Annotated in this window: 36 protein-coding genes; all 36 read left to right on the top strand. The window is 68.7% G+C overall.

Annotation, left to right across the window (positions count from 1 at the left end):
- The 36 genes from Pma05_RS29125 (at nucleotide 1) to rpsK (ending at nucleotide 26,495) form a co-directional block, all read left to right on the top strand.
- Nucleotides 1-3,888: a DNA-directed RNA polymerase subunit beta' gene (locus Pma05_RS29125; protein WP_203860675.1), complete on the top strand. Its 3,888-nt coding sequence runs from the start codon at nucleotides 1-3 to the stop codon at nucleotides 3,886-3,888.
- Between the two features lie 86 nt (nucleotides 3,889-3,974).
- Nucleotides 3,975-4,334: a hypothetical protein gene (locus Pma05_RS29120; RefSeq protein WP_372441573.1), complete on the top strand. Its 360-nt coding sequence runs from the start codon at nucleotides 3,975-3,977 to the stop codon at nucleotides 4,332-4,334.
- A 182-nt stretch (nucleotides 4,335-4,516) separates the two neighbouring features.
- On the top strand, nucleotides 4,517-5,617 hold the full coding sequence (locus Pma05_RS42930) for a hypothetical protein (RefSeq protein WP_239313308.1): 1,101 nt from the start codon (nucleotides 4,517-4,519) through the stop codon (nucleotides 5,615-5,617).
- Between the two features lie 491 nt (nucleotides 5,618-6,108).
- Nucleotides 6,109-6,483, top strand: coding sequence for a 30S ribosomal protein S12 (gene rpsL, locus Pma05_RS29110; protein WP_101368150.1), 375 nt, complete (start codon nucleotides 6,109-6,111; stop codon nucleotides 6,481-6,483).
- A gap of 1 nt (nucleotide 6,484) precedes the next feature.
- Nucleotides 6,485-6,955, top strand: a complete 471-nt coding sequence (rpsG, locus tag Pma05_RS29105) for a 30S ribosomal protein S7 (protein WP_203860674.1) — start codon at nucleotides 6,485-6,487, stop codon at nucleotides 6,953-6,955.
- 98 nt (nucleotides 6,956-7,053) lie between these two features.
- Entirely contained in the window at nucleotides 7,054-9,150 is a 2,097-nt protein-coding gene (fusA, locus tag Pma05_RS29100) for an elongation factor G (RefSeq protein ID WP_203860673.1), read from the top strand.
- A gap of 236 nt (nucleotides 9,151-9,386) precedes the next feature.
- The gene (tuf, locus tag Pma05_RS29095; protein ID WP_203860672.1) at nucleotides 9,387-10,580 is read left to right on the top strand and encodes an elongation factor Tu; all 1,194 of its coding nucleotides are present in this window, start codon (nucleotides 9,387-9,389) and stop codon (nucleotides 10,578-10,580) included.
- Between the two features lie 355 nt (nucleotides 10,581-10,935).
- Nucleotides 10,936-11,244 (top strand): 30S ribosomal protein S10, encoded by a 309-nt coding sequence (gene rpsJ, locus Pma05_RS29090; RefSeq protein ID WP_007073037.1) that lies wholly within the window; start codon nucleotides 10,936-10,938, stop codon nucleotides 11,242-11,244.
- Between the two features lie 11 nt (nucleotides 11,245-11,255).
- Nucleotides 11,256-11,921 (top strand): 50S ribosomal protein L3, encoded by a 666-nt coding sequence (rplC, locus tag Pma05_RS29085; protein WP_203860671.1) that lies wholly within the window; start codon nucleotides 11,256-11,258, stop codon nucleotides 11,919-11,921.
- Entirely contained in the window at nucleotides 11,918-12,571 is a 654-nt protein-coding gene (rplD, locus tag Pma05_RS29080) for a 50S ribosomal protein L4 (protein ID WP_203860670.1), read from the top strand. The genes rplC and rplD overlap by 4 nt, the downstream gene beginning before the upstream one ends.
- Nucleotides 12,568-12,870: a 50S ribosomal protein L23 gene (gene rplW / locus Pma05_RS29075; protein WP_101368144.1), complete on the top strand. Its 303-nt coding sequence runs from the start codon at nucleotides 12,568-12,570 to the stop codon at nucleotides 12,868-12,870. Before rplD ends, rplW begins: the two co-directional genes overlap by 4 nt.
- A 12-nt stretch (nucleotides 12,871-12,882) precedes the next feature.
- Nucleotides 12,883-13,722 carry a 50S ribosomal protein L2 gene (gene rplB / locus Pma05_RS29070; protein WP_203860669.1) on the top strand — a complete coding sequence of 280 codons (840 nt, stop codon included), beginning with the start codon at nucleotides 12,883-12,885 and terminating at the stop codon, nucleotides 13,720-13,722.
- A gap of 15 nt (nucleotides 13,723-13,737) precedes the next feature.
- Nucleotides 13,738-14,019 (top strand): 30S ribosomal protein S19, encoded by a 282-nt coding sequence (gene rpsS / locus Pma05_RS29065; RefSeq protein WP_101368142.1) that lies wholly within the window; start codon nucleotides 13,738-13,740, stop codon nucleotides 14,017-14,019.
- Between the two features lie 37 nt (nucleotides 14,020-14,056).
- Complete coding sequence (gene rplV, locus Pma05_RS29060; protein ID WP_203860668.1) at nucleotides 14,057-14,545, top strand: 50S ribosomal protein L22; 489 nt, start codon at nucleotides 14,057-14,059, stop codon at nucleotides 14,543-14,545.
- The gene (gene rpsC, locus Pma05_RS29055) at nucleotides 14,545-15,405 is read left to right on the top strand and encodes a 30S ribosomal protein S3 (RefSeq protein WP_203860667.1); all 861 of its coding nucleotides are present in this window, start codon (nucleotides 14,545-14,547) and stop codon (nucleotides 15,403-15,405) included. The genes rplV and rpsC overlap by 1 nt, the downstream gene beginning before the upstream one ends.
- A 3-nt stretch (nucleotides 15,406-15,408) precedes the next feature.
- Complete coding sequence (gene rplP / locus Pma05_RS29050) at nucleotides 15,409-15,834, top strand: 50S ribosomal protein L16 (RefSeq protein WP_192765393.1); 426 nt, start codon at nucleotides 15,409-15,411, stop codon at nucleotides 15,832-15,834.
- Complete coding sequence (gene rpmC, locus Pma05_RS29045; RefSeq protein WP_101368138.1) at nucleotides 15,834-16,070, top strand: 50S ribosomal protein L29; 237 nt, start codon at nucleotides 15,834-15,836, stop codon at nucleotides 16,068-16,070. The genes rplP and rpmC overlap by 1 nt, the downstream gene beginning before the upstream one ends.
- Entirely contained in the window at nucleotides 16,067-16,342 is a 276-nt protein-coding gene (gene rpsQ, locus Pma05_RS29040) for a 30S ribosomal protein S17 (RefSeq protein ID WP_203860666.1), read from the top strand. Before rpmC ends, rpsQ begins: the two co-directional genes overlap by 4 nt.
- Before the next feature lie 116 nt (nucleotides 16,343-16,458).
- On the top strand, nucleotides 16,459-16,827 hold the full coding sequence (rplN, locus tag Pma05_RS29035; RefSeq protein WP_007073026.1) for a 50S ribosomal protein L14: 369 nt from the start codon (nucleotides 16,459-16,461) through the stop codon (nucleotides 16,825-16,827).
- Between the two features lie 3 nt (nucleotides 16,828-16,830).
- Complete coding sequence (rplX, locus tag Pma05_RS29030; protein WP_203860665.1) at nucleotides 16,831-17,145, top strand: 50S ribosomal protein L24; 315 nt, start codon at nucleotides 16,831-16,833, stop codon at nucleotides 17,143-17,145.
- Complete coding sequence (rplE, locus tag Pma05_RS29025) at nucleotides 17,142-17,711, top strand: 50S ribosomal protein L5 (RefSeq protein ID WP_372441572.1); 570 nt, start codon at nucleotides 17,142-17,144, stop codon at nucleotides 17,709-17,711. Before rplX ends, rplE begins: the two co-directional genes overlap by 4 nt.
- A 41-nt stretch (nucleotides 17,712-17,752) precedes the next feature.
- Nucleotides 17,753-17,938, top strand: coding sequence for a type Z 30S ribosomal protein S14 (locus tag Pma05_RS29020; RefSeq protein ID WP_007073023.1), 186 nt, complete (start codon nucleotides 17,753-17,755; stop codon nucleotides 17,936-17,938).
- A 154-nt stretch (nucleotides 17,939-18,092) separates the two neighbouring features.
- Nucleotides 18,093-18,500, top strand: a complete 408-nt coding sequence (rpsH, locus tag Pma05_RS29015; RefSeq protein WP_093403619.1) for a 30S ribosomal protein S8 — start codon at nucleotides 18,093-18,095, stop codon at nucleotides 18,498-18,500.
- A gap of 16 nt (nucleotides 18,501-18,516) precedes the next feature.
- Nucleotides 18,517-19,059, top strand: a complete 543-nt coding sequence (rplF, locus tag Pma05_RS29010; protein WP_203860663.1) for a 50S ribosomal protein L6 — start codon at nucleotides 18,517-18,519, stop codon at nucleotides 19,057-19,059.
- The gene (gene rplR / locus Pma05_RS29005) at nucleotides 19,056-19,445 is read left to right on the top strand and encodes a 50S ribosomal protein L18 (RefSeq protein WP_203860662.1); all 390 of its coding nucleotides are present in this window, start codon (nucleotides 19,056-19,058) and stop codon (nucleotides 19,443-19,445) included. The genes rplF and rplR overlap by 4 nt, the downstream gene beginning before the upstream one ends.
- Nucleotides 19,446-19,513: 68 nt before the next feature.
- Nucleotides 19,514-20,128, top strand: a complete 615-nt coding sequence (gene rpsE, locus Pma05_RS29000) for a 30S ribosomal protein S5 (RefSeq protein WP_101368132.1) — start codon at nucleotides 19,514-19,516, stop codon at nucleotides 20,126-20,128.
- Nucleotides 20,128-20,310 (top strand): 50S ribosomal protein L30, encoded by a 183-nt coding sequence (rpmD, locus tag Pma05_RS28995; protein WP_013735939.1) that lies wholly within the window; start codon nucleotides 20,128-20,130, stop codon nucleotides 20,308-20,310. Before rpsE ends, rpmD begins: the two co-directional genes overlap by 1 nt.
- Complete coding sequence (gene rplO / locus Pma05_RS28990; protein WP_203860661.1) at nucleotides 20,310-20,753, top strand: 50S ribosomal protein L15; 444 nt, start codon at nucleotides 20,310-20,312, stop codon at nucleotides 20,751-20,753. The genes rpmD and rplO overlap by 1 nt, the downstream gene beginning before the upstream one ends.
- A 237-nt stretch (nucleotides 20,754-20,990) precedes the next feature.
- Complete coding sequence (secY, locus tag Pma05_RS28985) at nucleotides 20,991-22,322, top strand: preprotein translocase subunit SecY (RefSeq protein WP_203860660.1); 1,332 nt, start codon at nucleotides 20,991-20,993, stop codon at nucleotides 22,320-22,322.
- On the top strand, nucleotides 22,323-22,976 hold the full coding sequence (locus Pma05_RS28980) for an adenylate kinase (protein WP_203860659.1): 654 nt from the start codon (nucleotides 22,323-22,325) through the stop codon (nucleotides 22,974-22,976).
- Between the two features lie 10 nt (nucleotides 22,977-22,986).
- The gene (map, locus tag Pma05_RS28975; protein WP_203860658.1) at nucleotides 22,987-23,838 is read left to right on the top strand and encodes a type I methionyl aminopeptidase; all 852 of its coding nucleotides are present in this window, start codon (nucleotides 22,987-22,989) and stop codon (nucleotides 23,836-23,838) included.
- A 176-nt stretch (nucleotides 23,839-24,014) separates the two neighbouring features.
- Nucleotides 24,015-24,602 carry a DUF1707 SHOCT-like domain-containing protein gene (locus tag Pma05_RS28970; RefSeq protein ID WP_239313305.1) on the top strand — a complete coding sequence of 196 codons (588 nt, stop codon included), beginning with the start codon at nucleotides 24,015-24,017 and terminating at the stop codon, nucleotides 24,600-24,602.
- A 214-nt stretch (nucleotides 24,603-24,816) separates the two neighbouring features.
- Nucleotides 24,817-25,038: a translation initiation factor IF-1 gene (infA, locus tag Pma05_RS28965; protein ID WP_007073013.1), complete on the top strand. Its 222-nt coding sequence runs from the start codon at nucleotides 24,817-24,819 to the stop codon at nucleotides 25,036-25,038.
- Nucleotides 25,039-25,165: 127 nt separating this feature from the next.
- On the top strand, nucleotides 25,166-25,279 hold the full coding sequence (rpmJ, locus tag Pma05_RS28960) for a 50S ribosomal protein L36 (RefSeq protein ID WP_012184307.1): 114 nt from the start codon (nucleotides 25,166-25,168) through the stop codon (nucleotides 25,277-25,279).
- A gap of 219 nt (nucleotides 25,280-25,498) precedes the next feature.
- Nucleotides 25,499-25,879, top strand: a complete 381-nt coding sequence (gene rpsM, locus Pma05_RS28955) for a 30S ribosomal protein S13 (protein WP_203860657.1) — start codon at nucleotides 25,499-25,501, stop codon at nucleotides 25,877-25,879.
- A gap of 208 nt (nucleotides 25,880-26,087) precedes the next feature.
- Nucleotides 26,088-26,495, top strand: a complete 408-nt coding sequence (gene rpsK / locus Pma05_RS28950) for a 30S ribosomal protein S11 (RefSeq protein ID WP_030329919.1) — start codon at nucleotides 26,088-26,090, stop codon at nucleotides 26,493-26,495.
- Nucleotides 26,496-26,497: the final 2 nt, after the last annotated feature.

Below are 26,497 nucleotides of genomic sequence, written 5' to 3'. Positions count from 1 at the left end.
GTGCTCGACGTCAACTTCTTCGACGAGTTGCGGATTGGCCTGGCCACCGCCGACGACATCCGTCAGTGGTCGCACGGCGAGGTCAAGAAGCCTGAAACGATCAACTACCGCACCCTGAAGCCGGAAAAGGACGGGCTCTTCTGCGAGAAGATCTTCGGCCCGCAGCGGGACTGGGAGTGCTACTGCGGTAAGTACAAGCGGGTCCGGTTCAAGGGCATCATCTGCGAGCGCTGCGGCGTCGAGGTGACCCGCTCCAAGGTGCGGCGTGAGCGGATGGGCCACATCGAGCTGGCCGCGTCGGTCACGCACATCTGGTATTTCAAGGGTGTGCCGAGCCGGCTGGGCTACCTGCTGGACCTGGCGCCGAAGGACCTCGAAAAGATCATCTACTTCGCGTCGTACGTGGTGACCAGCGTCGACGCGGAGGCGCGGCACCGCGACCTCGCCACGGTGGAGAACGAGATCCTGGCCGAGAAGCGGCAGGCCGAGAACAGCCGCGACTCGGAGATCGAGAAGCGGGCCGCCAAGCTCGAGGCCGACCTGGCCGAGCTGGAGGCCGAGGGTGCCAAGGCGGACGTGCGGCGCAAGGTCAAGGAGGGCGGAGAGCGCGAGATGCGCCAGATCCGCGACCGGGCGCAGCGCGAGATCGACCGTCTCGACGAGGTGCTGGACACCTTCCGCAAGCTGGAGCCGAAGCAGCTGGTCACCGACGAGCTGCTCTACCGCGAGCTGCGGGACCGGTTCGGCGAGTACTTCACCGGTGGGATGGGCGCCGAGGCGATCAAGGCGCTGGTCCAGAACATGGACCTGGACGCCGAGGCGGACAACCTCCGCGAGATCATCCGTACCGGCAAGGGCCAGCGGAAGATCCGGGCGCTCAAGCGGCTCAAGGTCGTGGCGGCGTTCCTGAACACCCGCAACTCGCCGCTCGGCATGGTGCTGGACTGCGTACCCGTGATCCCGCCGGACCTGCGCCCGATGGTGCAGCTCGACGGTGGCCGGTTCGCGACCTCGGACCTGAACGACCTCTACCGCCGCGTGATCAACCGGAACAACCGGCTCAAGCGACTGATCGACCTCGGCGCGCCCGAGATCATCGTCAACAACGAGAAGCGGATGCTCCAGGAGGCCGTCGACGCGCTGTTCGACAACGGACGGCGGGGTCGGCCGGTCACCGGCCCGGGTAACCGGCCGCTGAAGTCGCTGTCGGACATGCTCAAGGGCAAGCAGGGCCGGTTCCGGCAGAACCTGCTGGGCAAGCGGGTCGACTACTCCGGTCGTTCCGTGATTGTGGTCGGTCCGCAGCTCAAGCTGCACCAGTGCGGCCTGCCCAAGCAGATGGCGCTGGAGCTGTTCAAGCCGTTCGTGATGAAGCGGCTGGTCGACCTCAACCACGCGCAGAACATCAAGTCCGCCAAGCGGATGGTCGAGCGGCAGCGGCCGGTCGTCTGGGACGTGCTGGAAGAGGTCATCGGCGAGCACCCGGTACTGCTGAACCGGGCGCCGACCCTGCACCGGCTGGGCATCCAGGCGTTCGAGCCGCAGCTCGTCGAGGGCAAGGCGATCCAGATCCACCCGCTCGTCTGCACCGCGTTCAACGCGGACTTCGACGGCGACCAGATGGCGGTACACGTGCCGCTGTCGGCCGAGGCGCAGGCCGAGGCCCGGATCCTGATGCTCTCGTCGAACAACATCCTCAAGCCGGCCGACGGCAAGCCGGTCACCATGCCCACCCAGGACATGGTCATCGGCCTCTACCACCTGACCCACCTCACCCCGGGTGAGGTCGGCGAGGGCCGGGTGTTCAGCTCGGACGCCGAGGCGCGGATGGCCTTCGACAACGGTGAGCTGCACCTACAGACCCCGGTGAAGATCCGGCTGCGCGGTGTGGTCGAGGTCGACAACGGGCCGGCCGCGTCGCGCTGGACCGCGCCGGAGGGCTGGGTTCCGGGTGAGCCGCTGACCGTGGAGACCACGCTGGGGCGGGTGCTCTTCAACGAGACCCTGCCGGTCGGCTACCGGTTCGTGAACTACGAGATCCGCAAGGGGCAGCTCTCCGCGATCGTCAACGATCTCGCCGAGCGGTTCCCGAAGGTGGCCCTGGCCGCGACGCTCGACGGGCTCAAGGAGGCCGGTTTCCACTGGGCCACCTGGTCCGGCGTGACGATCGGCATGGAGGACGTCATCGCGCCGCCGCGCAAGCGGGAGATCCTGGAGCGGTACGAGAAGGAAGCCGAGCGGATCGACAAGCAGTACCAGCGGGGTCTGATGACCGCCGAGGAACGTCGCGGCGAGCTCATCGAGATCTGGACCAAGGCGACCAACGAGGTCGCCAAGGAGATGGAGACCGCGCTGCCGCAGGAGAACCCGCTGTGGAAGATGATCAACTCGGGTGCCCGCGGTAACCTGCTCCAGCTCCGCCAGATCGCCGCGATCCGTGGTCTGGTGGCCAACCCGAAGGGCGAGATCATCCCGCGGCCGATCAAGGCCAGCTACCGGGAGGGTCTCTCCGTGCTGGAGTACTTCATCTCCACGCACGGCGCCCGGAAGGGTCTCGCCGACACGGCGCTGCGTACCGCCGACTCGGGTTACCTGACCCGTCGTCTGGTGGACGTCTCGCAGGACGTGATCATCCGCGAGGAGGACTGCGGCACCGACCGCGCCATCCCGATGCAGATCGCGACCCAGCTCGACGGCAGGCTGGTGGCACACGAGCACGTGGAGACCAGCGTGCACGCCCGTACCCTGGCCGACGACATCAAGGGGCCGGACGGCAACCTGGTCGCCGAGCGGGGTGCGGACATCAACACGATCCTGGTCGACCGGATCGTGGGGGCCGGGGTGGACACCGTACGGGTCCGCAGCGTGCTCACCTGCGAGTCCAAGCTCGGCGTCTGCGGGGCCTGCTACGGCCGCTCGCTGCCGACGGGCAAGACCGTGGACGTCGGCGAGGCGGTCGGCATCATCGCCGCCCAGTCGATCGGTGAGCCGGGTACGCAGCTCACGATGCGTACCTTCCACACCGGTGGTGTCGCGGGTGAGGACATCACCCAGGGTCTGCCCCGGGTCCAGGAGATCTTCGAGGCCCGGGTCCCGAAGGGCAAGGCGCCGATCGCCGACACCCCGGGCCGGATCCGGATCGAGGACGGCGAGCGGTCGCGCAAGATCATCGTGGTGCCGGACGACGGCAGCGACGAGATCGTGTACGACAAGATCTCCAAGCGGGTGCCGCTCCAGGCGCACGACGGTGATCACGTCGACGTCGGGCAGAAGCTCACCAAGGGCACCATCGACCCGCACGAGTTGCTGCGGATCCTCGGCCCGCGGGCGGTCCAGGTCCACCTGACCCAGGAGGTCCAGGAGGTCTACCGGTCGCAGGGTGTGCTCATCCACGACAAGCACATCGAGATCATCATCCGCCAGATGCTCAAGCGGGTGACGGTGATCGACTCCGGCGCGACCGAGTTCCTGCCGGGTGTGCTGGTCGACCGGGCGCTCTTCGAGTCGGAGAACCGCCGACTCGTCTCCGAGGGCGGCGAGCCCGCGGCGGGCCGGCCGGTGCTGATGGGTATCACCAAGGCGTCGCTGGCCACCGACTCGTGGCTCTCGGCGGCGTCCTTCCAGGAGACCACCCGGGTACTCACCGACGCGGCGATCCACGCCCGGAGCGACTCGCTGATCGGTCTCAAGGAGAACGTCATCATCGGTAAGCTCATCCCGGCCGGTACGGGCATCAGCAAGTACCGCAACATCCGGGTCGAGCCGACCGAGGAGGCGAAGGCCAAGGTCTACTCGATGACTGGCTACCCGGAGACCGACTACGGGTTCGGGCCGGCCAGCGGCCAGGCGGTGCCGCTGGACGACTTCGACTTCGGGTCGTACCGCTAAGGCGATATCCGAGGCGCCCCGCTCGTCGGTCGACGGGCGGGGCGCCTCGGTTTTCCGGCCGGGTACGCCGGCTTGGGTAGGCTGAGATGGTGACGACGATGCCGGCCGCGAGCCCGGCCACGCGCCATCCGTTCGACCCGGATCCGGTGCGCTCCACCAAGTCGCGGGCGGTCTTCGCCCTCGGTCTGGTGGCACTGCTGACCGGTCCACTGGTCGGGGGAATCGTCCCGGCGACGCTGGCGATGCTGCTGGCCCGGCAGGCCCGCCGCGAGGCGTACGCCTCGGGGGGTTACCTGACCGGTGCCGCCTGGCTGCGTCGCGGTGAGCGGTTGGCCTGGGCCGGAGTCGTGCTCGCCGCGACCGCGGTGGTGGCGGCGACCGTGATCGGGGTGGTGAATCTGGCCGACGGCTCCGGCGGCCAGGACTTCGCCCCCGGGGTCGACTGACCGGCCCGGCGTCGACGGGTGGTGTTCGGCGGCAGGGCCACCGGACGTAACCGGGCCGGTGGTGGTTGGCCGCACGGCGGTAACCTGACCTTGGCGCGACGTGTCGGGCCCGGTCGACGGATTCTCCTCGGCCGGTCGGTTCCGCCGTGGTTGGCGGCTCGGTGGTTTCCAGGGGGAGTTCCGTGACGGAGGAGGCGCAGCCACCCGGGGTGGAGCGCGCGGCGGACGAGACGCCGGGGCAGCCCGCCGAGCACGAGCCTCGTTACCACGAGCCCTCGTACACGCTCCCGGCGGAGGACGCGGCCCTGCCGACGAGCGCCCCGGGACGGCCGGCCGGGCCGGTCAGCGAATGGTCGCGCCCTGCGCCGGCCGGATCCGAAGCCGGGCCGGGGCTCGCCGGTACGGGCTGGTCAGCCGCCTCCACCGCCCCGATCCCGGTGACCCCGACCTCCGGACCGAGCCCGTCCACGCCCCCGACCCCGGCGACCGTCGCCTGGGGGTCGGGCCAGGATTCCGGCCCTGTCCCGGCGACTCCGACCTCCGACCCGGGCCTGCCGACCTCGACCTCCGGCCCGGGGCCGGGGTCGACGCCGGGGGTGAGCACCCCGATGGCCGGGGCCGCCCCGGGGACTCCGACCTCCGGTCCGGGCCCGGCGGGCGCGCCGGGGGCGGCCGGCGTCGTCGGGTACGTGGTGGCGGAGCCGGTCCGGGCCGCGACGTCGGGCGGTGCGCCGACGGCGTACCCCGGGATGCCCGGGCTGGCCGGCGGGCCGGGTGCCGACGGTGCCCAGTTCGCGGCGGTGCCGGCGCCGCCCCGGGAGTCGCTGCGGGCGCCCAGCCGGGTCGACGCGGTCCCGGGTACGCCGTTCGGCCTGGTGCACCTGGAGGTGGCTCCGGTCACGTCCGGGCCGGCGGTGGCCTCGCTGGTGACCGGGGTCGGGTCCGTGCTGGTCGCCCTCGTCGCCGGCTGCCTGGGCCTGGTCGGCAGCAGCCCGCAGGACTGGGGTGGCTGGGTGGCGGGCGCCTTCGCGGTGCTCGCCGGGCTGCTCGGGGTGGCCGGCGTGCTGTTGGGGGAACTGGGTCGACGGCAGACCTCGCCCGCGGGTGGGGCGCTCTGGCCGGGCCGGCGCCGGGCGGCCGGGGCAGCCGTGCCGGGCCCCACGGCGCCGCCGGTCCGGTTCACCGGCCGGGGTCTGGCGATCGCCGGGCTCAGCTGTGCCGGGGTGGGCCTCGCGCTGACCGTGCTCGCGCTGGCCGTGGCGGTACTGCTGCAACTGGTCTGAACGCCGTTCCGGCCGGGTACCCTGCGCGGGCGGCTGTCGGGTTGCCGGGCCGACGGGCCGATCGCTGGATCAGCCGGTACACTGGGAAACCGGCAGTGCTTGTCGGGAGCGACGCGGAGATCTGGGCCCGGCCGGGGGTTGGTCGACAACCTCCCGGAGTCCTGTTTTGACGTGCCCACTCACGGTAGGTACTCTTTCCTCTCGTGCCCGGGCATGCCCGGGCAACTCGTGCGTGTGCCCGAGTCCACGTGGTGGCAATCGAGCAACGTCACGACAAAGTCGAAACGAGTCGGCTACGCCCCAGCGTGCCGACGAGCTGGAATCCGGCGTCGACGAGCGACGGCGGAAACCGCGAGCGGGCGACACGCCCGACCGCGGGTGCCGGGACCGTCGCAAGACGGCCCTGGTGGGAATGTAGGAGAGCCACCCGCGCGGGGGGCTAAAGACAACGGCGCGGTCGCAGAGGGCGGCCGAAGGGAGCGGAAAACCCGGTGCCCACCATCCAGCAGTTGGTCCGCAAGGGCCGCCAGGCGAAGACGAGCAAGACCAAGACGCCGGCGCTGAAGGGGAGTCCTCAGCGGCGCGGCGTGTGCACGCGCGTGTACACCACCACCCCCAAGAAGCCGAACTCCGCGCTGCGCAAGGTCGCTCGGGTGAAGCTCAGCAGCCAGATCGAGGTGACCGCCTACATCCCGGGCGTCGGGCACAACCTCCAGGAGCACTCCCTCGTGCTGGTCCGTGGCGGCCGGGTGAAGGACCTTCCGGGCGTGCGTTACAAGATCGTCCGCGGTTCGCTGGACACCCAGGGCGTCCGCAACCGCAAGCAGGCGCGCAGCCGCTACGGCGCGAAGAAGGAGAAGAGCTGACATGCCGCGTAAGGGCCCTGCTCCGCGCCGGCCGCTGGTCGCCGACCCGGTCTACAACTCCCCGCTGGTCACCCAGCTGGTGAACAAGATCCTGCTCCGCGGCAAGCGTCAGCTCGCCGAGCGCATCGTCTACGAGGCCCTGGAGGGCTGCCGGGAGAAGTCCGGCACCGACCCGGTGGTCACCCTCAAGCGGGCGATGGACAACGTGAAGCCGACCCTGGAGGTGCGCAGCCGCCGGGTCGGTGGCGCGACCTACCAGGTGCCGGTCGAGGTGAAGCCCACTCGGGCCACCACCCTCGGGCTGCGCTGGCTGGTCACCTACTCCCGCGCCCGCCGGGAGAAGACGATGGTCGAGCGGCTGATGAACGAGCTGCTGGACGCGAGCAACGGTCTTGGCGCCGCCGTCAAGCGGCGTGAGGACACCCACAAGATGGCCGAGTCCAACAAGGCCTTCGCGCACTACCGCTGGTAACGGCCATCCGGGTTCCGGCGCGGTCCGCCGCGCCGGAGCCCGGCAAGGGTCGCGATCACACCGACGAGACGACGACGAGACGACAAGTAGGGATTGAAGTGGCCGCCGCAGACGCGCTCGCCAACGTACGCAACATCGGCATCATGGCGCACATCGATGCCGGTAAGACCACTACCACCGAGCGGATCCTGTTCTACACCGGCATCACCTACAAGATCGGTGAGGTCCACGAGGGCGCCGCCGTCATGGACTGGATGGAGCAGGAGCAGGAGCGGGGGATCACCATCACCTCCGCCGCCACCAAGTGTGAGTGGAAGGGCCACACGATCCAGATCATCGACACGCCCGGCCACGTCGACTTCACGGTCGAGGTCGAGCGGTCGCTGCGGGTGCTCGACGGTGCGGTGGCTGTCTACGACGGTGTCGCCGGCGTGGAGCCGCAGACGGAGAACGTCTGGCGTCAGGCCGACAAGTACAACGTTCCCCGGATGTGCTTCGTCAACAAGCTCGACCGGACCGGGGCGGACTTCAACCGCTGCGTGCAGATGATGATCGAGCGGCTCAACGCCACCCCGCTGGTGCTCCAGGTGCCGATCGGCCTGGAAGGCGACCACATCGGTGTCGTCGACCTGATCGGGATGCGTGCGCTGACCTGGCGCGGCGAGACCCAGAAGGGCGAGGACTACGCGGTCGAGGAGATCCCGGCCGACCTCGCTGACGCCGCCGCCGAGGGGCGCGAGAAGCTGATCGAGACCCTCGCCGACGTCGACGACTCGGTGATGGAGAAGTACCTCGAGGGCGAGGAACTCTCCGTCGAGGAGATCAAGGCCGCCATCCGGCGGGCAACCATCGCAGGCAAGGCCAACCCGGTGCTCTGCGGCTCGGCCTTCAAGAACAAGGGCGTCCAGCCGATGCTCGACGCGGTGGTGGACTACCTGCCGTCGCCGCTGGACGTACCGGCGATCGAGGGCGTCGCGACCGACGGCGAGACCCCGATGCTGCGTAAGCCGGACAAGAAGGAGCCGTTCTCCGGGCTGGCCTTCAAGATCCAGACTGACAAGCACCTGGGCAAGCTGACCTACGTCCGCGTCTACTCGGGCACGGTGGAGTCCGGATCGCAGGTGATCAACTCCACCAAGGACCGCAAGGAGCGGATCGGCAAGATCTACCAGATGCACGCCAACAAGCGGGAAGAGCGCAGCTCGGCCCAGGCTGGCGACATCATCGCGGTGCAGGGTCTGAAGCAGACCACCACCGGCGACACCCTCTGCGACCCGGCGAACCCGGTCATCCTGGAGTCGATGACCTTCCCGGAGCCGGTCATCGAGGTCGCGATCGAGCCGAAGACCAAGGCCGACCAGGAGAAGCTGGGCACCGCCATCCAGCGGCTTGCCGAGGAGGACCCGACCTTCCGGGTCAAGCTCGACGAGGAGACCGGCCAGACCGTCATCTCCGGCATGGGCGAGCTGCACCTGGACATCCTGGTGGACCGGATGCGCCGCGAGTTCAACGTCGAGGCGAACATCGGCAAGCCGCAGGTGGCATACCGCGAGACCATCCGCCGCAAGGTGGAGAAGATCGAGTACACCCACAAGAAGCAGACCGGTGGTTCGGGGCAGTACGCCCGGGTCATCGTCAGCCTGGAGCCGCTGCCGCTGGACAACGACTCGCCGACGTACGAGTTCGCGAACGCGGTCACCGGTGGGCGGATTCCGCGGGAGTTCATCCCCTCGGTGGACGCCGGTGCGCAGGACGCCATGCAGTACGGCATCCTCGCCGGCTTCCCGCTGGTCGGTCTGAAGCTGACCCTGCTCGACGGCCAGTACCACGAGGTCGACTCGTCGGAAATGGCCTTCAAGATCGCCGGTTCGATGGTGCTGAAGGAGGCGGCCCGCAAGGCCGACCCGGCACTGCTCGAGCCGATGATGTCCGTCGAGGTCACCACGCCCGAGGAGAACATGGGCGACGTGATCGGCGACCTGAACTCCCGCCGAGGCATCATCCAGGCGATGGAGGAGCGCAGCGGCGCTCGCATCGTCCGGGCACTGGTGCCGCTGTCGGAGATGTTCGGCTATGTCGGCGACCTGCGGTCGAAGACCCAGGGCCGGGCTAGCTACAGCATGCAGTTCGACTCCTACGCCGAGGTTCCCGCGAGCGTGGCGAAGGAGATCATCGCGAAGGCGACGGGTGAGTGAGCGGAAACGCGCACTGACCCGCTGCCGGGCCGGTGATACCGCGAGTGCCGCAGGCGGGTAATCTCGCCCGCGGCGCCCACGGGCCGGGCTGCTAGACCGGGCCTGAAGGTTTCACCGCCGCAAGACCCACATGACTTCCCGGCCGGGAATCCTCGGTCGGAAAGGCTGTCGACAGAGTCCTGAGCGCCGAATGGCGTGCCGGGCGTACGAACCAAGAAGTCCACAGGAGGACACCAGTGGCGAAGGCGAAGTTCGAGCGGACTAAGCCGCACGTCAACATCGGCACCATTGGTCACATCGACCACGGTAAGACGACGCTGACGGCGGCCATCACCAAGGTCCTGCACGACAAGATGCCGGACCTGAACCCGTACACGCCGTTCGACGAGATCGACAAGGCGCCGGAGGAGAAGGCCCGGGGTATCACGATCTCGATCGCACACGTCGAGTACCAGACCGAGGCGCGGCACTACGCACACGTCGACTGCCCCGGTCACGCCGACTACATCAAGAACATGATCACCGGTGCCGCGCAGATGGACGGCGCGATCCTGGTGGTCGCGGCGACCGACGGCCCGATGCCGCAGACCCGCGAGCACGTGCTGCTGGCCCGTCAGGTCGGCGTTCCCTACATCGTCGTGGCGCTGAACAAGAGCGACATGGTCGATGACGAGGAACTGCTCGAGCTGGTCGAGCTCGAGGTCCGCGAGCTGCTCTCGGCGCAGGAGTACCCCGGTGACGACCTGCCGGTCGTCCGGGTCTCGGCGCTGAAGGCGCTGGAGGGCGACCCGGAGTGGACCGACAAGCTCATGGACCTGATGAGCGCCGTCGACACCGCCATTCCGCAGCCGGAGCGGGAGACCGAGAAGCCGTTCCTGATGCCGATCGAGGACGTCTTCACGATCACCGGCCGGGGCACCGTGGTGACCGGTCGCGCCGAGCGCGGCATCCTCAAGCCGAACGAGGAAGTCGAGCTCGTCGGTATCCGGGAGAAGTCGCAGAAGACGGTCTGCACCGGCATCGAGATGTTCCGCAAGCTGCTCGACGAGGCCCGCGCGGGCGAGAACGTCGGTCTGCTGCTCCGGGGCATCAAGCGCGAGGACGTCGAGCGCGGCATGGTGGTCGTCAAGCCCGGCACCACCACCCCGCACACGGAGTTCGAGGCGACCGTCTACATCCTCTCCAAGGAGGAGGGTGGCCGGCACACCCCGTTCTTCCAGAACTACCGTCCGCAGTTCTACTTCCGGACCACGGACGTTACCGGTGTCGTCACGCTGCCCGAGGGCACCGAGATGGTCATGCCGGGTGACAACACCACGATGGCCGTCAAGCTGATCCAGCCGATCGCGATGGAGGAGAACCTCAAGTTCGCGATCCGTGAGGGTGGCCGGACGGTCGGCGCCGGGTTCGTCACCAAGATCGTCAAGTAATTCAGGTAATTCAGGTAACCCCGATTAGCGTTGCCGTGCGGTAGTACGGCATACTAGTCAGGTTGCGTACCGGCGGGGTGGCTGGCTGCCCAGCAGTCAGCCACCCTTGCTGGGCGTCCGGAGGTAGTTGATCTACTCCCGGCGCCCCGATACTTCCCGCACGGGCGGGACCGCCTCGGACTTTCCGGGGTGGAGTCCGGCCCCGGGGTGCGACACGCCCGACCGCGGGGGTCGGACAGCACGGGACCTGGGCAGCGCCCGAGCCCGGCATGGCACATCCCGCTCCCCCGGGAGAGCGGCTCCGCTGGAGCGGGCGGGCGGGACGGACAAGGCGAGAGAAGGAACAGAGGCCACCATGGCGGGACAGAAGATCCGCATCCGGCTCAAGGCGTACGACCACGAGGTGGTCGACTCCTCGGCGCGCAAGATCGTTGAGACGGTGACGCGTACCGGGGCTCAGGTCGCGGGCCCGGTGCCGCTGCCCACGGAGATCAACCGTTTCTGCGTGATCCGTTCGCCGCACAAGTACAAGGACTCGCGTGAGCACTTCGAGATGCGCACGCACAAGCGTCTGATCGACATCATCGACCCGACCCCCAAGACGGTCGACTCGCTCATGCGCCTCGACCTGCCGGCTGGCGTCGACATCGAGATCAAGCTGTAGGGACCGGACTAATGGACAGGCAAGTGAAGGGCATCCTGGGCGCCAAGCTCGGCATGACCCAGGTCTGGGACAACAACAAGGTTGTCCCGGTGACCGTGGTGCAGGCCGGACCGTGTGTCGTCACCCAGGTTCGCACCGCTGAGAAGGACGGCTACTCCGCGGTCCAGCTGGCGTACGGCGCGATCGACCCCCGGAAGGTCAAGAAGCCGATCACCGGCCACTACGCCAAGGCGGACGTGGCGCCGCGCCGGCACATCGTCGAGCTGCGCACCACCGACGCCGCGGACTACGAGCTGGGCCAGGAGGTCAGCGTCGAGGCGTTCGCCGTCGGCACGCCGATCGACGTGACCGGCCGGACCAAGGGCAAGGGCTTCGCCGGTGTCATGAAGCGGCACGGCTTCCACGGCCTGCGCGCCAGCCATGGTGTCGAGCGCAAGCACCGCTCGCCGGGCTCGATCGGCGCCTGCGCCACCCCGGGTCGGGTCTTCAAGGGCGTCCGGATGGCCGGCCGGATGGGTGGGGCGCGCTACACCGTGCAGAACCTCACCATCCAGGCGGTGGACCCGGAGAACAACCTGCTGCTGGTCCGCGGTGCCATCCCCGGCCCCAAGGGCGCGCTGGTGCTGGTCCGCTCGGCGGCGAAGGCCGAGGCGAAGAAGGGCGGTGTCGCCAAGTGACCACCGTTGACGTGCTGGACGCCGAGGGCACCAAGAGCGGCTCCGTCGAGCTGCCCGCCGAGGTCTTCGACGTGCAGGCGAACATCGCGCTGATGCACCAGGTCGTGGTCGCCCAGCTCGCCGCCGCGCGGCAGGGCACGCACAAGGTGAAGACCCGCGGCGAGGTCGCCGGTGGCGGCAAGAAGCCGTACAAGCAGAAGGGCACCGGTCGGGCCCGGCAGGGTTCGATCCGCGCGCCGCAGTTCGCCGGCGGTGGCGTCGTGCACGGGCCGGTCCCGCGTGACTACAGCCAGCGGACCCCGAAGAAGATGAAGGCCGCCGCGCTGCGTGGCGCCCTCTCGGACCGGGCCCGCGGCGGCCAGGTGCACGTGGTCGAGACCCTCGTCAGCGGCGAGAAGCCGTCGACCAAGGCGGCCCTCACCGCGCTGCGCAAGGTGACCGAGGCCAAGCGGGTGCTGGTGGTGCTCAGCAGCACCGACGAGCTGAACTGGCTCTCGCTGCGCAACGAGCCCCGGGTGCACCTGCTGGAGGCCGGCCAGCTCAACACGTACGACGTGCTGGTGGCCGACGACGTGGTCTTCACCAAGGAGGCCCTGGACGAGTTCCTGGGTGTCCGCGGTGGGACGCAGGGTGAGGAGAGCGACAAGTGAGCACCATCGCCGACCCGCGGGACATCATCTTCGCGCCGGTCGTCTCGGAGAAGAGCTACAGCGAGCTGAACAAGAACTGGTACACCTTCCTGGTGCACCCGGACGCCAACAAGACCGCCATCAAGATCGCGATTCAGCAGATCTTCGACGTGCGCGTCCTGACGGTGAACACGCTCAACCGCGAGGGCAAGCGCAAGCGCACCCGCACCGGGTACGGCAAGCGCAAGAACACCAAGCGGGCGATGGTGAAGCTGGCTGACGGTGACCGTATCGAGGCCTTCGGCGGCCCGGTCAGCTGAGGGGTATAGACAATGGCTATCCGTAAGTACAAGCCGACGACGCCGGGCCGGCGTGGCTCCAGCGTCGCCGACTTCGCCGAGATCACCCGGTCGACCCCGGAGAAGTCGCTGCTGGTTCCGCTGCCGAAGAAGGGCGGGCGCAACGCCCACGGCCGGATCACCACGCGGCACCACGGTGGCGGGCACAAGCGGCAGTACCGTCTGATCGACTTCAAGCGGGTCGACAAGGACGGCGTGCCGGCGAAGGTCGCGCACATCGAGTACGACCCGAACCGCACCGCGCGGATCGCGCTGCTGCACTACGCCGACGGCGAGAAGCGGTACATCATCGCGCCGAAGGACCTGAAGCAGGGCGACCGGGTCGAGTCCGGTCCGGGCGCCGACATCAAGCCGGGCAACAACCTGCCGCTGCGCAACATCCCGGTCGGTTCCACGATCCACGGGGTGGAGCTGCGTCCCGGCGGTGGCGCCAAGCTGGCCCGCTCGGCCGGCGTCGGCATCCAGCTGCTGGGCCGGGAGGGCGCGTACGCCACGCTGCGGATGCCCTCCGGCGAGATTCGGCGGGTGGACGTGCGCTGCCGGGCCACCATCGGCGAGATCGGCAACGCCGACCAGTCAAACATCAACTGGGGCAAGGCCGGCCGGATGCGCTGGAAGGGCCGTCGCCCGACCGTCCGTGGTGTGGCGATGAACCCGGTCGACCACCCGCACGGTGGTGGTGAGGGTAAGACCTCCGGTGGTCGTCACCCGGTGAACCCGCAGGGTAAGCCCGAGGGTCGTACCCGGCAGAAGGGCAAGGCGAGCGACCGCCTCATCGTCCGCCGCCGCTACGCCACCCGTAAGCGCGGCTAAGGGAGATAGGTAGACATGCCTCGCAGCCTGAAGAAGGGCCCGTTCATCGACGACCACCTGCTCAAGAAGGTGGAGACGCAGAACGAGAAGGGCTCGAAGAACGTCATCAAGACCTGGTCGCGCCGCTCGACGATCATCCCGGACATGCTCGGGCACACGATCGCCGTGCACGACGGGCGCAAGCACGTCCCGGTGTTCATCACCGAGGCGATGGTCGGGCACAAGCTCGGTGAGTTTGCGCTGACCCGTACGTTCAAGGGTCACGAGAAGGACGACCGGAAGAGTCGCCGGCGCTGAGCGCCGACCACGGATAAAGGATCAAGGGGTTTCAGCGATGCCAGTAAAGGGCGACGCTCCGGTGCTTCCGGGCGCGCGGGCGGTTGCGCGACACGTGCGCATCTCGCCGACCAAGGCGCGCCGGGTGGTCAACCTCGTCCGCGGTCTGCCCGCGAAGGAGGCGCTCACGGTGCTGCAGTTCGCGCCGCAGGCGGCGAGTGAGCAGGTTTACAAGGTGCTCGCGAGCGCGATCGCCAACGCGGAGAACAACGAGCGGCTGGACCCCGACGCGCTGCTCGTCAGCGAGGCGTTCGTGGACGAGGGCCCGACGATGAAGCGGTTCCAGCCGCGGGCCCAGGGCCGGGCGTACCGGATCCGCAAGCGGACCTGCCACATCACCATCGTGGTGGAGGCCGTGGCGCCGACGGCGTCGGCCGGGCGGGGCGCGGCGAAGAAGGCCGCCCCGGCCAAGGCGACCGCGCCGGCCGAGGCCGAGCCGACGACCGAGGCAGCGGAGACGCAGAGCAAGACGGAGGGTGCCGAGTAATGGGTCAGAAGGTTCACCCGCACGGGTTCCGGCTCGGCATCTCGACCGACTGGAAGTCCCGCTGGTACGCGGACAAGCTCTACAAGGACTACATCGCCGAGGACGTCAAGATCCGGCGGATGATGTCCAAGGGCCTGGAGCGGGCCGGCATCTCCAAGGTCGACATCGAGCGGACCCGGGACCGGGTCCGGGTCGACATCCACACCGCCCGGCCGGGCATCGTCATCGGCCGTAAGGGTGCGGAGGCCGACCGGATCCGTGGCGAGCTGGAGAAGCTGACCGGCAAGCAGGTGCAGCTCAACATCCTCGAGGTGAAGAGCCCGGAGTCGGACGCGCAGCTCGTCGCGCAGGGCGTGGCCGAGCAGCTCTCCAGCCGGGTCAGCTTCCGGCGGGCGATGCGTAAGGCCATGCAGTCCGCGATGAAGAACCCGATCGTGCGGGGCATCCGGGTGCAGGTCTCCGGCCGGCTCGGCGGCGCTGAGATGAGCCGTACCGAGTTCTACCGCGAGGGCCGGGTGCCGCTGCACACGCTGCGGGCCAACATCGAGTACGGCTTCTTCGAGGCCCGGACCACCTTCGGCCGGATCGGCGTGAAGGTCTGGATCTACAAGGGCGACGCCGTACCCGGTCGGGAGGCCCCGGCCGAGGCGGGTCCGGCGCGTCCGCGCCGCGAGCGGGGCGACCGTCCCGACCGGCCGCGTCGTGGCCGCTCCGGCTCCTCCGGCACCACCGCCGGTGGCACCGAGGCGGGCCGGGCCGCGCAGGCGGAGATCTCCGGTACGCCCGCCGAGGCGACGAACGACACCGCCGCGCCGGCTACCGCCGCGGCGACGACGGACAGCTCAGCGCAGGAGGGCTGACAGATGCTGATGCCGCGCAAGCCCCCGAAGGGCTTCCGCAAGCCGCACCACCCCGACCGCCATGGCGCGGCGAAGGGTGGCACCCGGGTGGTGTTCGGCGAGTTCGGAATCCAGGCGCTCGAGTCCGCGTATCTGACCAACCGGCAGATCGAAGCGGCCCGTATCGCGATGACCCGGCACATCAAGCGTGGTGGCAAGGTCTGGATCACCGTCTTCCCGGACCAGGCCCTGACCAAGAAGCCGGCCGAAACCCGGATGGGTTCCGGTAAGGGTTCGCCCGAGTGGTGGGTGGCCAACATCAAGCCGGGGCGGGTGCTCTTCGAGATGTCCTTCCCCAACGAGCAGATCGCGCGAGAGGCGATGCGTCGCGCGATCCACAAGCTCCCGATGAAGTGCCGCATTGTGACGCGCGAAGTGGGTGAAAGCTGATGGCCGCGGGCGTGAAAGCCGGCGAGCTGCGTGAGCTCTCCGAGGAGGAGCTGGTGAGCCGGCTCCGGGAGGCCAAGGCGGAGCTGTTCAACCTCCGTGTCCAGTCGGCGACCGGTCAGCTGGACAACAACCGCCGGCTCCAGGTCATCCGCCGGGAGATCGCCCGGATCTACACGATCATGCGTGAGCGTGAGCTTGGGCTTTCGGCCGCGCCGACTGAGGTGACTGCATCATGAGTGACGAAACCACCGCCAAGGCGCGGGCCCAGCGTAAGGTCCGCGAGGGCCTCGTGGTCAGCGACAAGATGGAAAAGACCGTGGTCGTCGAGGTCGAGGACCGGGTCAAGCACGCGCTGTACGGCAAGGTCATGCGCCGCACCAGCAAGCTGAAGGTGCACGACGAGCAGAACGCGTGCGGCACCGGCGACCGGGTGCTGATCATGGAGACCCGTCCGCTGTCCGCCACCAAGCGGTGGCGGGTCGTGGAGATCCTCGAGAAGGCCAAGTAAGAGCCGTACGGCAGGCTCAAGGGTTCCGCCAAGCTCAGCCGGCCGGGGACTTAGCCCCGACGGAGTCAGGGTCGGAGAAGCCGCCGGCTGAGAACTGGCAGACATAGGAGATAGACGTGATTCAGCAGGAGTCGCGACTGCGCGTCGCCGACAACACGGGTGCCCGGGAGATCCTGTGCATCCGGGTACTCGGTGGCTCCGGTCGGCGCTACGCGAGCATCGGCGACGTCATCGTGGCCACGGTCAAGGACGCCATCCCCGGTGCCGGTGTGAAGAAGGGCGACGTCGTCAAGGCGGTCGTCGTCCGCACCGCCAAGGAGAAGCGGCGGCCGGACGGCTCGTACATCCGATTCGACGAGAACGCGGCCGTGATCATCAAAGATGGTGGCGACCCGCGCGGTACCCGTATCTTTGGCCCGGTTGGCCGTGAGCTGCGGGACAAGCGGTTCATGAAGATCATCTCGCTCGCGCCGGAGGTGTTGTAAACCGTGAAGGTCAAGAAGGGCGACACGGTCGTCGTCATCGCCGGCAAGGACAAGGGTGCCAAGGGCAAGGTCATCGCGGCCTACCCGCGGCAGGACAAGGTCCTGGTCGAGGGCGTGAACCGGGTCAAGAAGCACACCCGCATCCGCACCACCCAGCGCGGTGCGAAGACCGGTGGCATCGTCACGCAGGAGGCCGCGATCCACGTCTCGAACGTGATGGTCGTGGACTCCGACGGCAACCCGACGCGGGTCGGGTACCGGATCGACGAGGGTGGCCAGAAGGTCCGCATCGCGCGTAGCACCGGTAAGGACCTGTGATGACGGCAACCGAGACCAAGACGCTGCCCCGGCTCAAGCAGCGGTACCGCGAGGAGATCGCGGGCCAGCTCCGCGAGCAGTTCCAGTACGGCAACCCGATGCAGGTGCCCGGGCTGGTCAAGATCGTCGTCAACATGGGCGTCGGCGAGGCGGCCCGGGACGCGAAGCTGATCGACGGCGCCGTACGCGACCTGGCCACCATCTCCGGCCAGAAGCCGCAGGTACGCCGGGCCCGCAAGTCCATCGCGCAGTTCAAGCTCCGCGAGGGCATGCCGATCGGTGCCAAGGTGACCCTGCGCGGCGACCGGATGTGGGAGTTCCTGGACCGGCTGCTCTCGATCGCGCTGCCCCGGATCCGGGACTTCCGTGGTCTGGACGGGCGCAAGCTCGACGGGCACGGCAACTACACGTTCGGCCTGACCGAGCAGTCGGTGTTCCACGAGATCGACCAGGACCGGATCGACCGCGTACGGGGCATGGACATCACGGTGGTGACCACCGCCAAGACCGACGACGAGGGCCGGGCGCTGCTCAAGCTCCTCGGCTTCCCGTTCAAGGAGAGCTGAGCGGCCGTGACGGATCGAAACAAGGAGAACTGAGGACTGATATGGCGAAGAAGGCGCTGATCCTCAAGGCCGCCGCGAAGCCGAAGTTCTCGGTTCGCGCGTACACCCGCTGCCAGCGTTGCGGGCGGCCGAAGGCGGTCTACCGCAAGTTCGGCCTCTGCCGGGTCTGCATCCGGGAGATGGCCCACCGCGGTGAGCTGCCCGGCGTGTCGAAGGCTTCCTGGTGACACTGCGCCCCATCCGTGGGTGGCGGAGCGAGGACCGCGACGCCACCCGCTTTGGGCCCAGCCACGTCCCGACCGATATCCGGGGCGAGGATCGCAACGCCGTAGGCCCGGGCCACTGCCCCGGGAACCCCGGCGAGAAAGGCTGACGAGATCCATGACGATGACCGACCCGATCGCAGACATGCTGACGCGTCTGCGTAACGCCAACCAGGCGTACCACGACCGGGTGACGATGCCCTACTCGAAGATCAAGGCGAACATCGCCGAAGTCCTCAAGTCCGAGGGCTACATCGCGACCTGGGCGGTCGAGGAGCCCGAGGAGGGCGCCGTCGGCAAGCGACTGGTCGTCGAGCTGAAGTACGGCCAGAACCGGGAGCGGAGCCTGGCCGGCATCAAGCGCGTGTCCAAGCCCGGCCTCCGGGTGTACGCCAAGTCGGACGGGCTCCCGCGGGTGCTCGGTGGACTGGGCGTGGCGATCATTTCGACGTCCCAGGGGCTGCTGACCGACCGGCAGGCCCGCAAGCGGAGCGTGGGCGGGGAAGTCCTCGCCTTCGTCTGGTAACGGGAGACAGAGAGAAATGTCGCGTATTGGACGTAAGTCGATCCCGGTGCCGTCCGGCGTCGAGGTGACCATCGACGGCTCGACCGTCAAGGTCAAGGGACCCAAGGGCGAGCTGTCGCACACCCTGGCGGAGCCGATCACGGCCGAGCGGGGCGAGGACGGCCAGCTGCACGTCAACCGGCCGAACGACGAGCGCAAGGCCAAGGAACTGCACGGCCTGAGCCGTACGCTGGTGGCGAACATGATCACCGGGGTGACCGAGGGCTACCGCAAGACCCTGGAGATCGCCGGCACCGGCTACCGGGTCACCGCCAAGGGCAGCGACCTGGAGTTCGCGCTCGGGTTCTCGCACCCGGTGCAGGTGAAGGCCCCGGCCGGGATCACCTTCACCGTCGAGCGGCCCACCCTGTTCCACATTGCCGGCATCGACAAGCAGCAGGTCGGCGAGGTGGCCGCCAACATCCGCAAGATCCGCCCGCCGGAGCCGTACAAGGGCAAGGGCGTCAAGTACCAGGGCGAAGTGATTCGTCGCAAGGCTGGAAAGGCAGGTAAGAAGTGACCGCCACACTGCTCAAGCGTCGCCGCGGGGTCGCCGCCAAGCGCGCCATCGGGCGGGCGCGTCGGCACTTCCGGGTCCGCAAGACCGTCGTCGGCACCGCCGAGCGGCCGCGTCTCGTGGTCACCCGCTCGCTGCGGAACATCACCGCGCAGATCGTCGACGACGGCAAGGGGCACACCCTGGTCTCGGCCTCGACCCTGGACGAGTCGATCCGGGGTACCGAGGGCGACAAGAGCGCCCTGGCCGGCAAGGTCGGCGCGCTCGTCGCCGAGCGGGCCAAGGCGGCCGGGATCGGCAAGGTCGTCTTCGACCGCGGTGGCAACCAGTACGCGGGGCGGATCGCTGCGCTGGCCGACGCGGCCCGCGAAGCCGGGCTCGAGTTCTGACGGCATCTGATGCGCAGTCAGACGAGGATCGAAACTAACCCCGTCACGAGGAGAGAGGAAGGCTGCTGATGCCAGGTCAACAGCGCCGTGGCGGCGGGTCCGGTGGCAACGAGGGTGGTCGCCGCGACAACCGCCGTGAGGGCGGCCGCGGAAACGCGCCCGCCGAGAAGACGCCGCACCTTGAGCGGGTCGTCGCCATCAACCGGGTTGCCAAGGTCGTGAAGGGTGGTCGTCGCTTCAGCTTCACCGCCCTGGTGATCGTGGGCGACGGCGACGGCACGGTCGGTGTGGGTTACGGAAAGGCCAAGGAGGTGCCCGCGGCGATCGCCAAGGGCGTCGAGGAGGCCAAGAAGCACTTCTTCAAGGTGCCCCGGATCGGTGCCTCGATCCCGCACCCGGTGACGGGCGAGGACGCCGCCGGCGTGGTGCTGCTGAAGCCGGCCAGCGCCGGTACGGGCGTCATCGCCGGTGGTCCGGTTCGGGCCGTGCTGGAGTGCGCGGGCATCCACGACGTACTCTCCAAGAGCCTCGGCTCGTCCAACCCGATCAACATCGTGCACGCCACCGTGGCGGCCCTGAAGGGGCTGGAGTCGCCGGAGGCGGTCGCGAAGCGTCGGGGCCTGCCGGTCGAGGACGTCGCCCCGGCCGCCATGCTGGCGGCCCAGGCGGGGGTGACGGCCTGATGGCACGCCTGAAGGTGACCCAGGTCCGGTCCGGCATCGGGACCAAGCACAACCAGCGCGAGTCGCTGCGGTCGCTCGGTCTCAAGCGGATCAACGACGTGGTGGTCAAGGAGGACCGCCCCGAGATTCGGGGCATGATCTTCACCGTGAGCCACCTCGTGAAGGTCGAGGAGGTCGAGTAATGACGATCAAGGTCCACCACCTGCGCCCGGCCCCCGGAGCCAAGACCGAGAAGACCCGGGTGGGTCGCGGTGAGGGTTCCAAGGGGAAGACCGCCGGTCGCGGTACCAAGGGTTCCAAGGCCCGGAAGAACATCTCGGCGGCGTTCGAGGGTGGGCAGATGCCCATCCACATGCGGCTGCCGAAGCTGAAGGGCTTCAAGAACAAGTTCAAGGTCGTGTTCCAGGTGGTCAACCTGGACCGGCTCGCCGAGTTGTTCCCGGAGGGCGGCCAGGTCGGTCCGCTGGAGCTGGTCCAGGCCGGCGCCGTCCGCAAGGGCCAGCCGGTGAAGGTACTCGGTACCGGGGAGCTGGGCGGGGTCGCCCTCCAGGTGTCGGCGCACGCGTTCAGCGCGTCGGCCAAGGAGAAGATCACCGCTGCCGGCGGCTCGGTGACGGAGCTGTAGGGACGTCGCGGTCGAGGCGCTCGCTCAGTTCACGGCAACTGGCGGGCGCCACGACCTACTAGGGGGCCATTCGCCCCGTTAACATCGGAACCGGTGAATGTTCTCCGGGTGGATCTGCCCGGGAGCGCGCCAGACTGTTAGAGTCCGAACCCAGCTATGGGTATCGGGTCGATCGCCCGACAACCACCCCGTCCCGCCAGGAACCACCGGCGGCCCGCCTCGCGCAGGAGGAAGAAGTTGCTCTCCGCCTTTCTCAGTGCGTTCCGCACGCCTGACCTGCGCAAGAAGCTGCTGTTTACAGTAGGCATCATCGCGGTCTACCGGCTCGGTGCGACGCTGCCCAGCCCGGGCGTCTCCTACGGCAACGTGCAGCAGTGCATCCGGACCATGGAGTCGGGTGAGGGCAACGGTGTCTTCAACCTGCTCAACCTCTTCTCCGGCGGCGCGCTGCTCTCGTTGTCGGTCTTCGCGCTGGGCATCATGCCCTATATCACCGCCTCGATCATCCTGCAACTGCTCACCGTGGTCATCCCGCGGCTGGAGTCGCTCCGCAAGGAGGGTCAGGCCGGTCAGGCGAAGATCACGCAGTACACCCGTTACCTGACCCTCGGCCTGGGCATCCTCCAGGCCTCGGCGTTCGTGGCGCTGGCCCGCTCCGGGCAGCTCTTCAACGGGATGTGCCAGGAGTTCCCGATCATCCCGGAGGGCACCGGCCTGCCGACCTGGCTGACCGTGACGGTCCTGGTGATCACGATGACCGCCGGCACCGGCATGGTGATGTGGCTCGGTGAGCTGATCACCGACCGGGGCGTCGGCAACGGCATGTCGGTGCTGATCTTCACCTCGATCGCGGCCCGGCTGCCCAGCGAGGGCTGGACCATCAAGAACAACAAGGGCTGGGCGATGTTCGGCCTGGTGCTGGTCCTGGTCCTGGTGGTCATCACCGCGGTCGTCTTCATCGAGCAGGCGCAGCGCCGGATCCCGGTGCAGTACGCCAAGCGCATGATCGGCCGGCGGATGTACGGCGGCACCTCCACCTACATCCCGCTCAAGGTCAACCAGGCGGGTGTGATCCCGGTCATCTTCGGCTCGTCGCTGCTCTACCTGCCGTCGCTGTTGCTCCAGTTCTTCGACCAGAACAACCTCAACGGCTGGCAGACCTGGGTGCAGAACCACCTCGTGCAGCCGGACAGCCCGACCTACATCAGCGTGTACTTCCTGCTGATCATCTTCTTCACGTACTTCTACGTCTCGATCACGTTCAACCCGACCGAGGTCGCGGACAACATGAAGAAGTACGGCGGGTTCGTCCCGGGCATCCGGCCCGGCAAGCCGACCGCCGACTACCTCGACTTCATCCTGAGCCGGATCACCCTCCCCGGCGCGCTCTACCTGGGCCTGATCTCGATCCTGCCGAACTTCTTCTTCATCTGGCTGGACAACCAGCAGTTCCAGAACTTCCCGTTCGGTGGTACGGCGGTGCTGATCATGGTCGGCGTCGGGCTGGAGACGGTGAAGCAGATCGAGAGCCAGCTCATGCAGCGGAACTACGAAGGGTTCCTGCGGTAGATGCGACTCGTTCTGGTCGGTCCCCCCGGGGCGGGCAAGGGGACCCAGGCCGAGTTCATCGCCGCCCACCTCGCCGTGCCCAAGATCTCGACGGGGGACATCTTCCGGGCCAACGTGTCGCAGGGAACCCCGCTCGGCGTCGAGGCGAGGCGCTACATGGACGCCGGCAAGCTGGTGCCGGACGAGGTGACGATCAACATGGTCCGGGATCGGCTCGCCGAACCGGACGCGGCCGAGGGGTTCCTGCTCGACGGGTTCCCCCGGACCACTCCGCAGGCCGCCGCGCTGGACAAGCTGCTGGCCGATCTCGGCACGGCGCTCGACCTGGTGATGGAGCTGGTGGTCGACGACGACGAGGTCATCCGGCGGCTCTCCGGCCGGCGTACCTGCCGGGGCTGCGGCAAGGTCTGGCACATCGAGTTCGACCCCTCCTCGGTCGAGGGGCTCTGTGACCGCTGCGGCGGGGAGCTGTTCCAGCGCGACGACGACAAGGCCGAGACGATCGCCGAGCGGCTGCGCGAGTACGCCAGCAAGACCGCGCCGCTGATCGACTACTACGGCGCGCAGGGCAAGCTCGTCGGCATCGACGCCACCGGGCCGGTGGAGGACGTCACCGTCCGGGCTATCGACGCCCTGCGGTCGTACGGCGGATAGGCTGGGCACCATGCGCCGTCCCCAGCTGGACATCCAGCTGAAGACCCCGGAGCAGATCGAGCTGATGCGCGCTGCCGGGCTCGTCGTCGCGGCGGCTCTGGAGCGGATGCGCGCGGCCGTGGCCCCCGGCGTCTCCACCGCCGACCTCGACGCGATCGCCGAGTCGGTGATCCGGGAGGCTGGCGGCACGCCCTCGTTCAAGGGCTACCACGGCTATCCGGCGTCGATCTGCTCCTCGGTCAACGAGCAGATCGTGCACGCCATCCCGGCCCCGACCCAGGTGCTCCGGGACGGCGACCTGATCTCGATCGACTGCGGCGCCATCCTCGACGGCTGGCACGGCGACGCCGCGATCACGGTCGGGGTCGGCGAGGTCCGTCCAGAGCTGCTCCGGATGGCCGAGGTCGCCGAGGACGCGATGTGGGCCGGGATCCGGGCCGCGGCGCGCGGCATGCTCAGCGGTCGCGGCCGGCTGACCGACATCTCGTACGCGGTGGAGCGCACGGTCCGGGCCGCCGGCCGGTACGGCATCGTCGAGGGGTACGGCGGGCACGGAATCGGCACCGAGATGCACCAGGACCCGCACGTGCTCAACCACGGCCGGCCCGGGCGCGGCCCCAAGCTCGTGCCGGGGATGGCGCTGGCGATCGAACCGATGGTGACCATGGGCTCGCCCCGGACGGTGGAGCTGGACGACGGCTGGACGGTGATCAGCCGGGACGGTTCGATCGCGGCCCACGTCGAGCACACGATGGCGCTGCTGGACGACGGTGTCTGGGTGCTGACCGCGCCGGACGGCGGCCGGGCCCGGCTCGGCGACCTGGTGACCGCCCGGGAACCGGCCAGGTCCTCCGCCGGCTGACCACCCGTCGGCCGTCACCGTTCAGACGGCCCCGGACAGACGGCCCCGGACAGGTGGACCGGACACCACCACCGGCTTCCTCGCAAGCGCCCCGCGACTCGACGGCCCCGCGCTCGACTGCCCTGCGGCTTGGCGCCGGTAGGCAGGGCTGGCGAGGCAGTGGCATCCTCGTAGTCATGGACCGGCGGGACCAGATGCGTGCTGCGGACTCCGATCGCGCGGCCGTGGCCGACCAGCTCCGGCAGGCCCTGAACGAGGGCCGCCTCGATCTGGCCGAGTACGACGACCGACTCCAGCGGGCCTACGCCGCGAAGACGTACGGGGACCTCGACGGGCTGCTCACCGATCTGCCGGGTACGGTGCCGGTCGACCAGGCCCAGTTGGTGCCGACCGGCGACCCGAAGCGTCCGGTGCTGCGCCCCGGTCCCGACGGCCGCTATCCGGGCGCCACCCGGGCCTGGCTGGCCGACACCTGGGACGGCTACTTCGGGCTGGTCGGCGTCGTCGTCGCGATCTGGGCGGTCACCTCGGTGCTGGCGACCGACTTCCTCTACTTCTGGCCGGGCTGGGTGGCCGGACCGCTGGGCGCACTGCTGCTGGTCGGTACCGTCACCGGGCTGGCGAAGGGGGAGCCGCAGCGCTGGGCCGCCAAGCAGGCGGCCAAGCAGGCGGCGAAGGAACGGGCGAAGATCGAGAAGCAGGCCCGGGTCGAGGAGCGGAAACGCCGCCGGGACGAGCAGGCCGGCCAGGAGGAACCCGCCTGATATAGTCGCCTTCGTCCGATCCGACCACCCGGGAGTCCCCGGGTTGGCGCTGGCGTGCGGGCGCGCGTACACTGGCTGATCGGCGCACAGCGTCCACTCCGGCATGCCCACCCGCGCTTCGGTGGGGCCGGAGCCGCGGCTGGCTCGGATGTTCTCCGTCCGGGAAAGGCGTTGTGAGCCGTCCGGAGTAACCGACGTCAGGACAGCGGAGGACATGCCGAAAAAAGACGGAGCCATCGAGATCGAGGGTCGGGTGATCGAGCCACTCCCGAACGCCATGTTCCGGGTGGAACTCGCCAACGGCCACAAGGTGCTGGCTCACATCAGCGGCAAGATGCGGCAGCACTACATCCGCATCCTGCCCGAGGACCGGGTCGTCGTCGAGCTTTCGCCGTACGACCTGACCCGAGGGCGCATCGTCTACCGCTACAAGTGAACATCGCCGGGCCGGGTGCCGGTCCGGAGTTCGTGAACTGCCTGACGACGGCCGGGTGTCCGTGTCCGTCCTCAAGACTCGACGGCGTCAGCGCGCTGCCGGGCACAGATGGGAAAGTAAGGCAACCGTGAAGGTCAAGCCGAGCGTCAAGAGGATCTGCAACAAGTGCCGGGTGATCCGCCGGCACGGCCGGGTCATGGTCATCTGCACCGACCCGCGCCACAAGCAGCGCCAGGGCTGAGCCACGCCCGCCGGCCACGTGCCGGTGGAGTCGACGGGAAGTCCGGGTCGCAGATCCCCTACAACAACACAAGCTCGTCCCAGCCGCGAGCAGCGAGATCGCCCAGCGAGAACGCAGTCGTGGCCGACCCCCGGTCGGAGGCCGGGGCCCGCAGGTTTGGGCAGGCGGGGTGGGACGGGTACAGACCTCCGCGAAGAAATCCGAGGAGTACGCCCGCATATGGCACGGCTAGCTGGCGTCGATCTTCCCCGCGAGAAGCGGCTGGAGATCGCGCTCACCTACATTTTCGGGGTCGGTCGGACCCGCGCGGTCGAGACGCTCGCCGCCACCGGCATCTCCCCCGACAAGCGCGCCAAGGACCTCACGGACGAGGAGCTGGTCCAGCTCCGCAACCACATCGAGGCCAACTACAAGGTAGAAGGCGACCTGCGCCGCGAGGTCGCCGCTGACATCCGCCGCAAGGTCGAGATCGGCTGCTACGAGGGCATCCGGCACCGCCGGGGCCTGCCCGTCCGTGGTCAGCGGACCCGTACCAACGCCCGGACCCGGAAGGGCCCGAAGCGGACCGTCGCCGGCAAGAAGAAGCCCGGCAAGAAGTAGAACTGAACCGGAATTCGGGTCGATCTCCGCCGAGGTAGGCCGGACTCCAACCCGCACCGGAAAGTTCTCCGGAATCCGGGTCGGCGTTCGCCGAACTAGGCCGGACTCCAACCCGCACCGGGAAGTTCTCCGGAATTCGGGTCGGTCTCCGCCGAGGTAGGCCGGACTCCAACCCGTTTCGGAAAGTCAACTAGGAGCGCACAGACTTATGCCACCGAAGGCTCGCGCCGGGGCCGCCGTCAAGAAGGTCCGGCGCAAGGAACGCAAGAACGTCGCCCACGGGCAGGCGCACATCAAGAGCACGTTCAACAACACCATCGTCTCCATCACGGACCCGACCGGTGCCGTCATCTCCTGGGCCTCCGCCGGCCAGGTGGGCTTCAAGGGTTCCCGCAAGTCGACTCCGTTCGCCGCGCAGCTCGCCGCCGAGGCCGCCGCGCGCCGGGCCATGGAGCACGGCATGCGCAAGGTCGACGTGTTCGTCAAGGGCCCCGGCTCCGGCCGGGAGACCGCCATCCGTTCGCTACAGGCCGTCGGCCTTGAGGTCGGTCAGATCGCCGACGTCACGCCGCAGCCGCACAACGGGTGCCGTCCGCCGAAGCGTCGTCGGGTCTGAGA

The organism is Plantactinospora mayteni (genome assembly GCF_016862935.1).
In the GTDB taxonomy this organism is placed as follows: Bacteria; Actinomycetota; Actinomycetes; order Mycobacteriales; family Micromonosporaceae; genus Plantactinospora; species Plantactinospora mayteni.
This window is presented reverse-complemented; position numbering and strand designations above follow the sequence as displayed.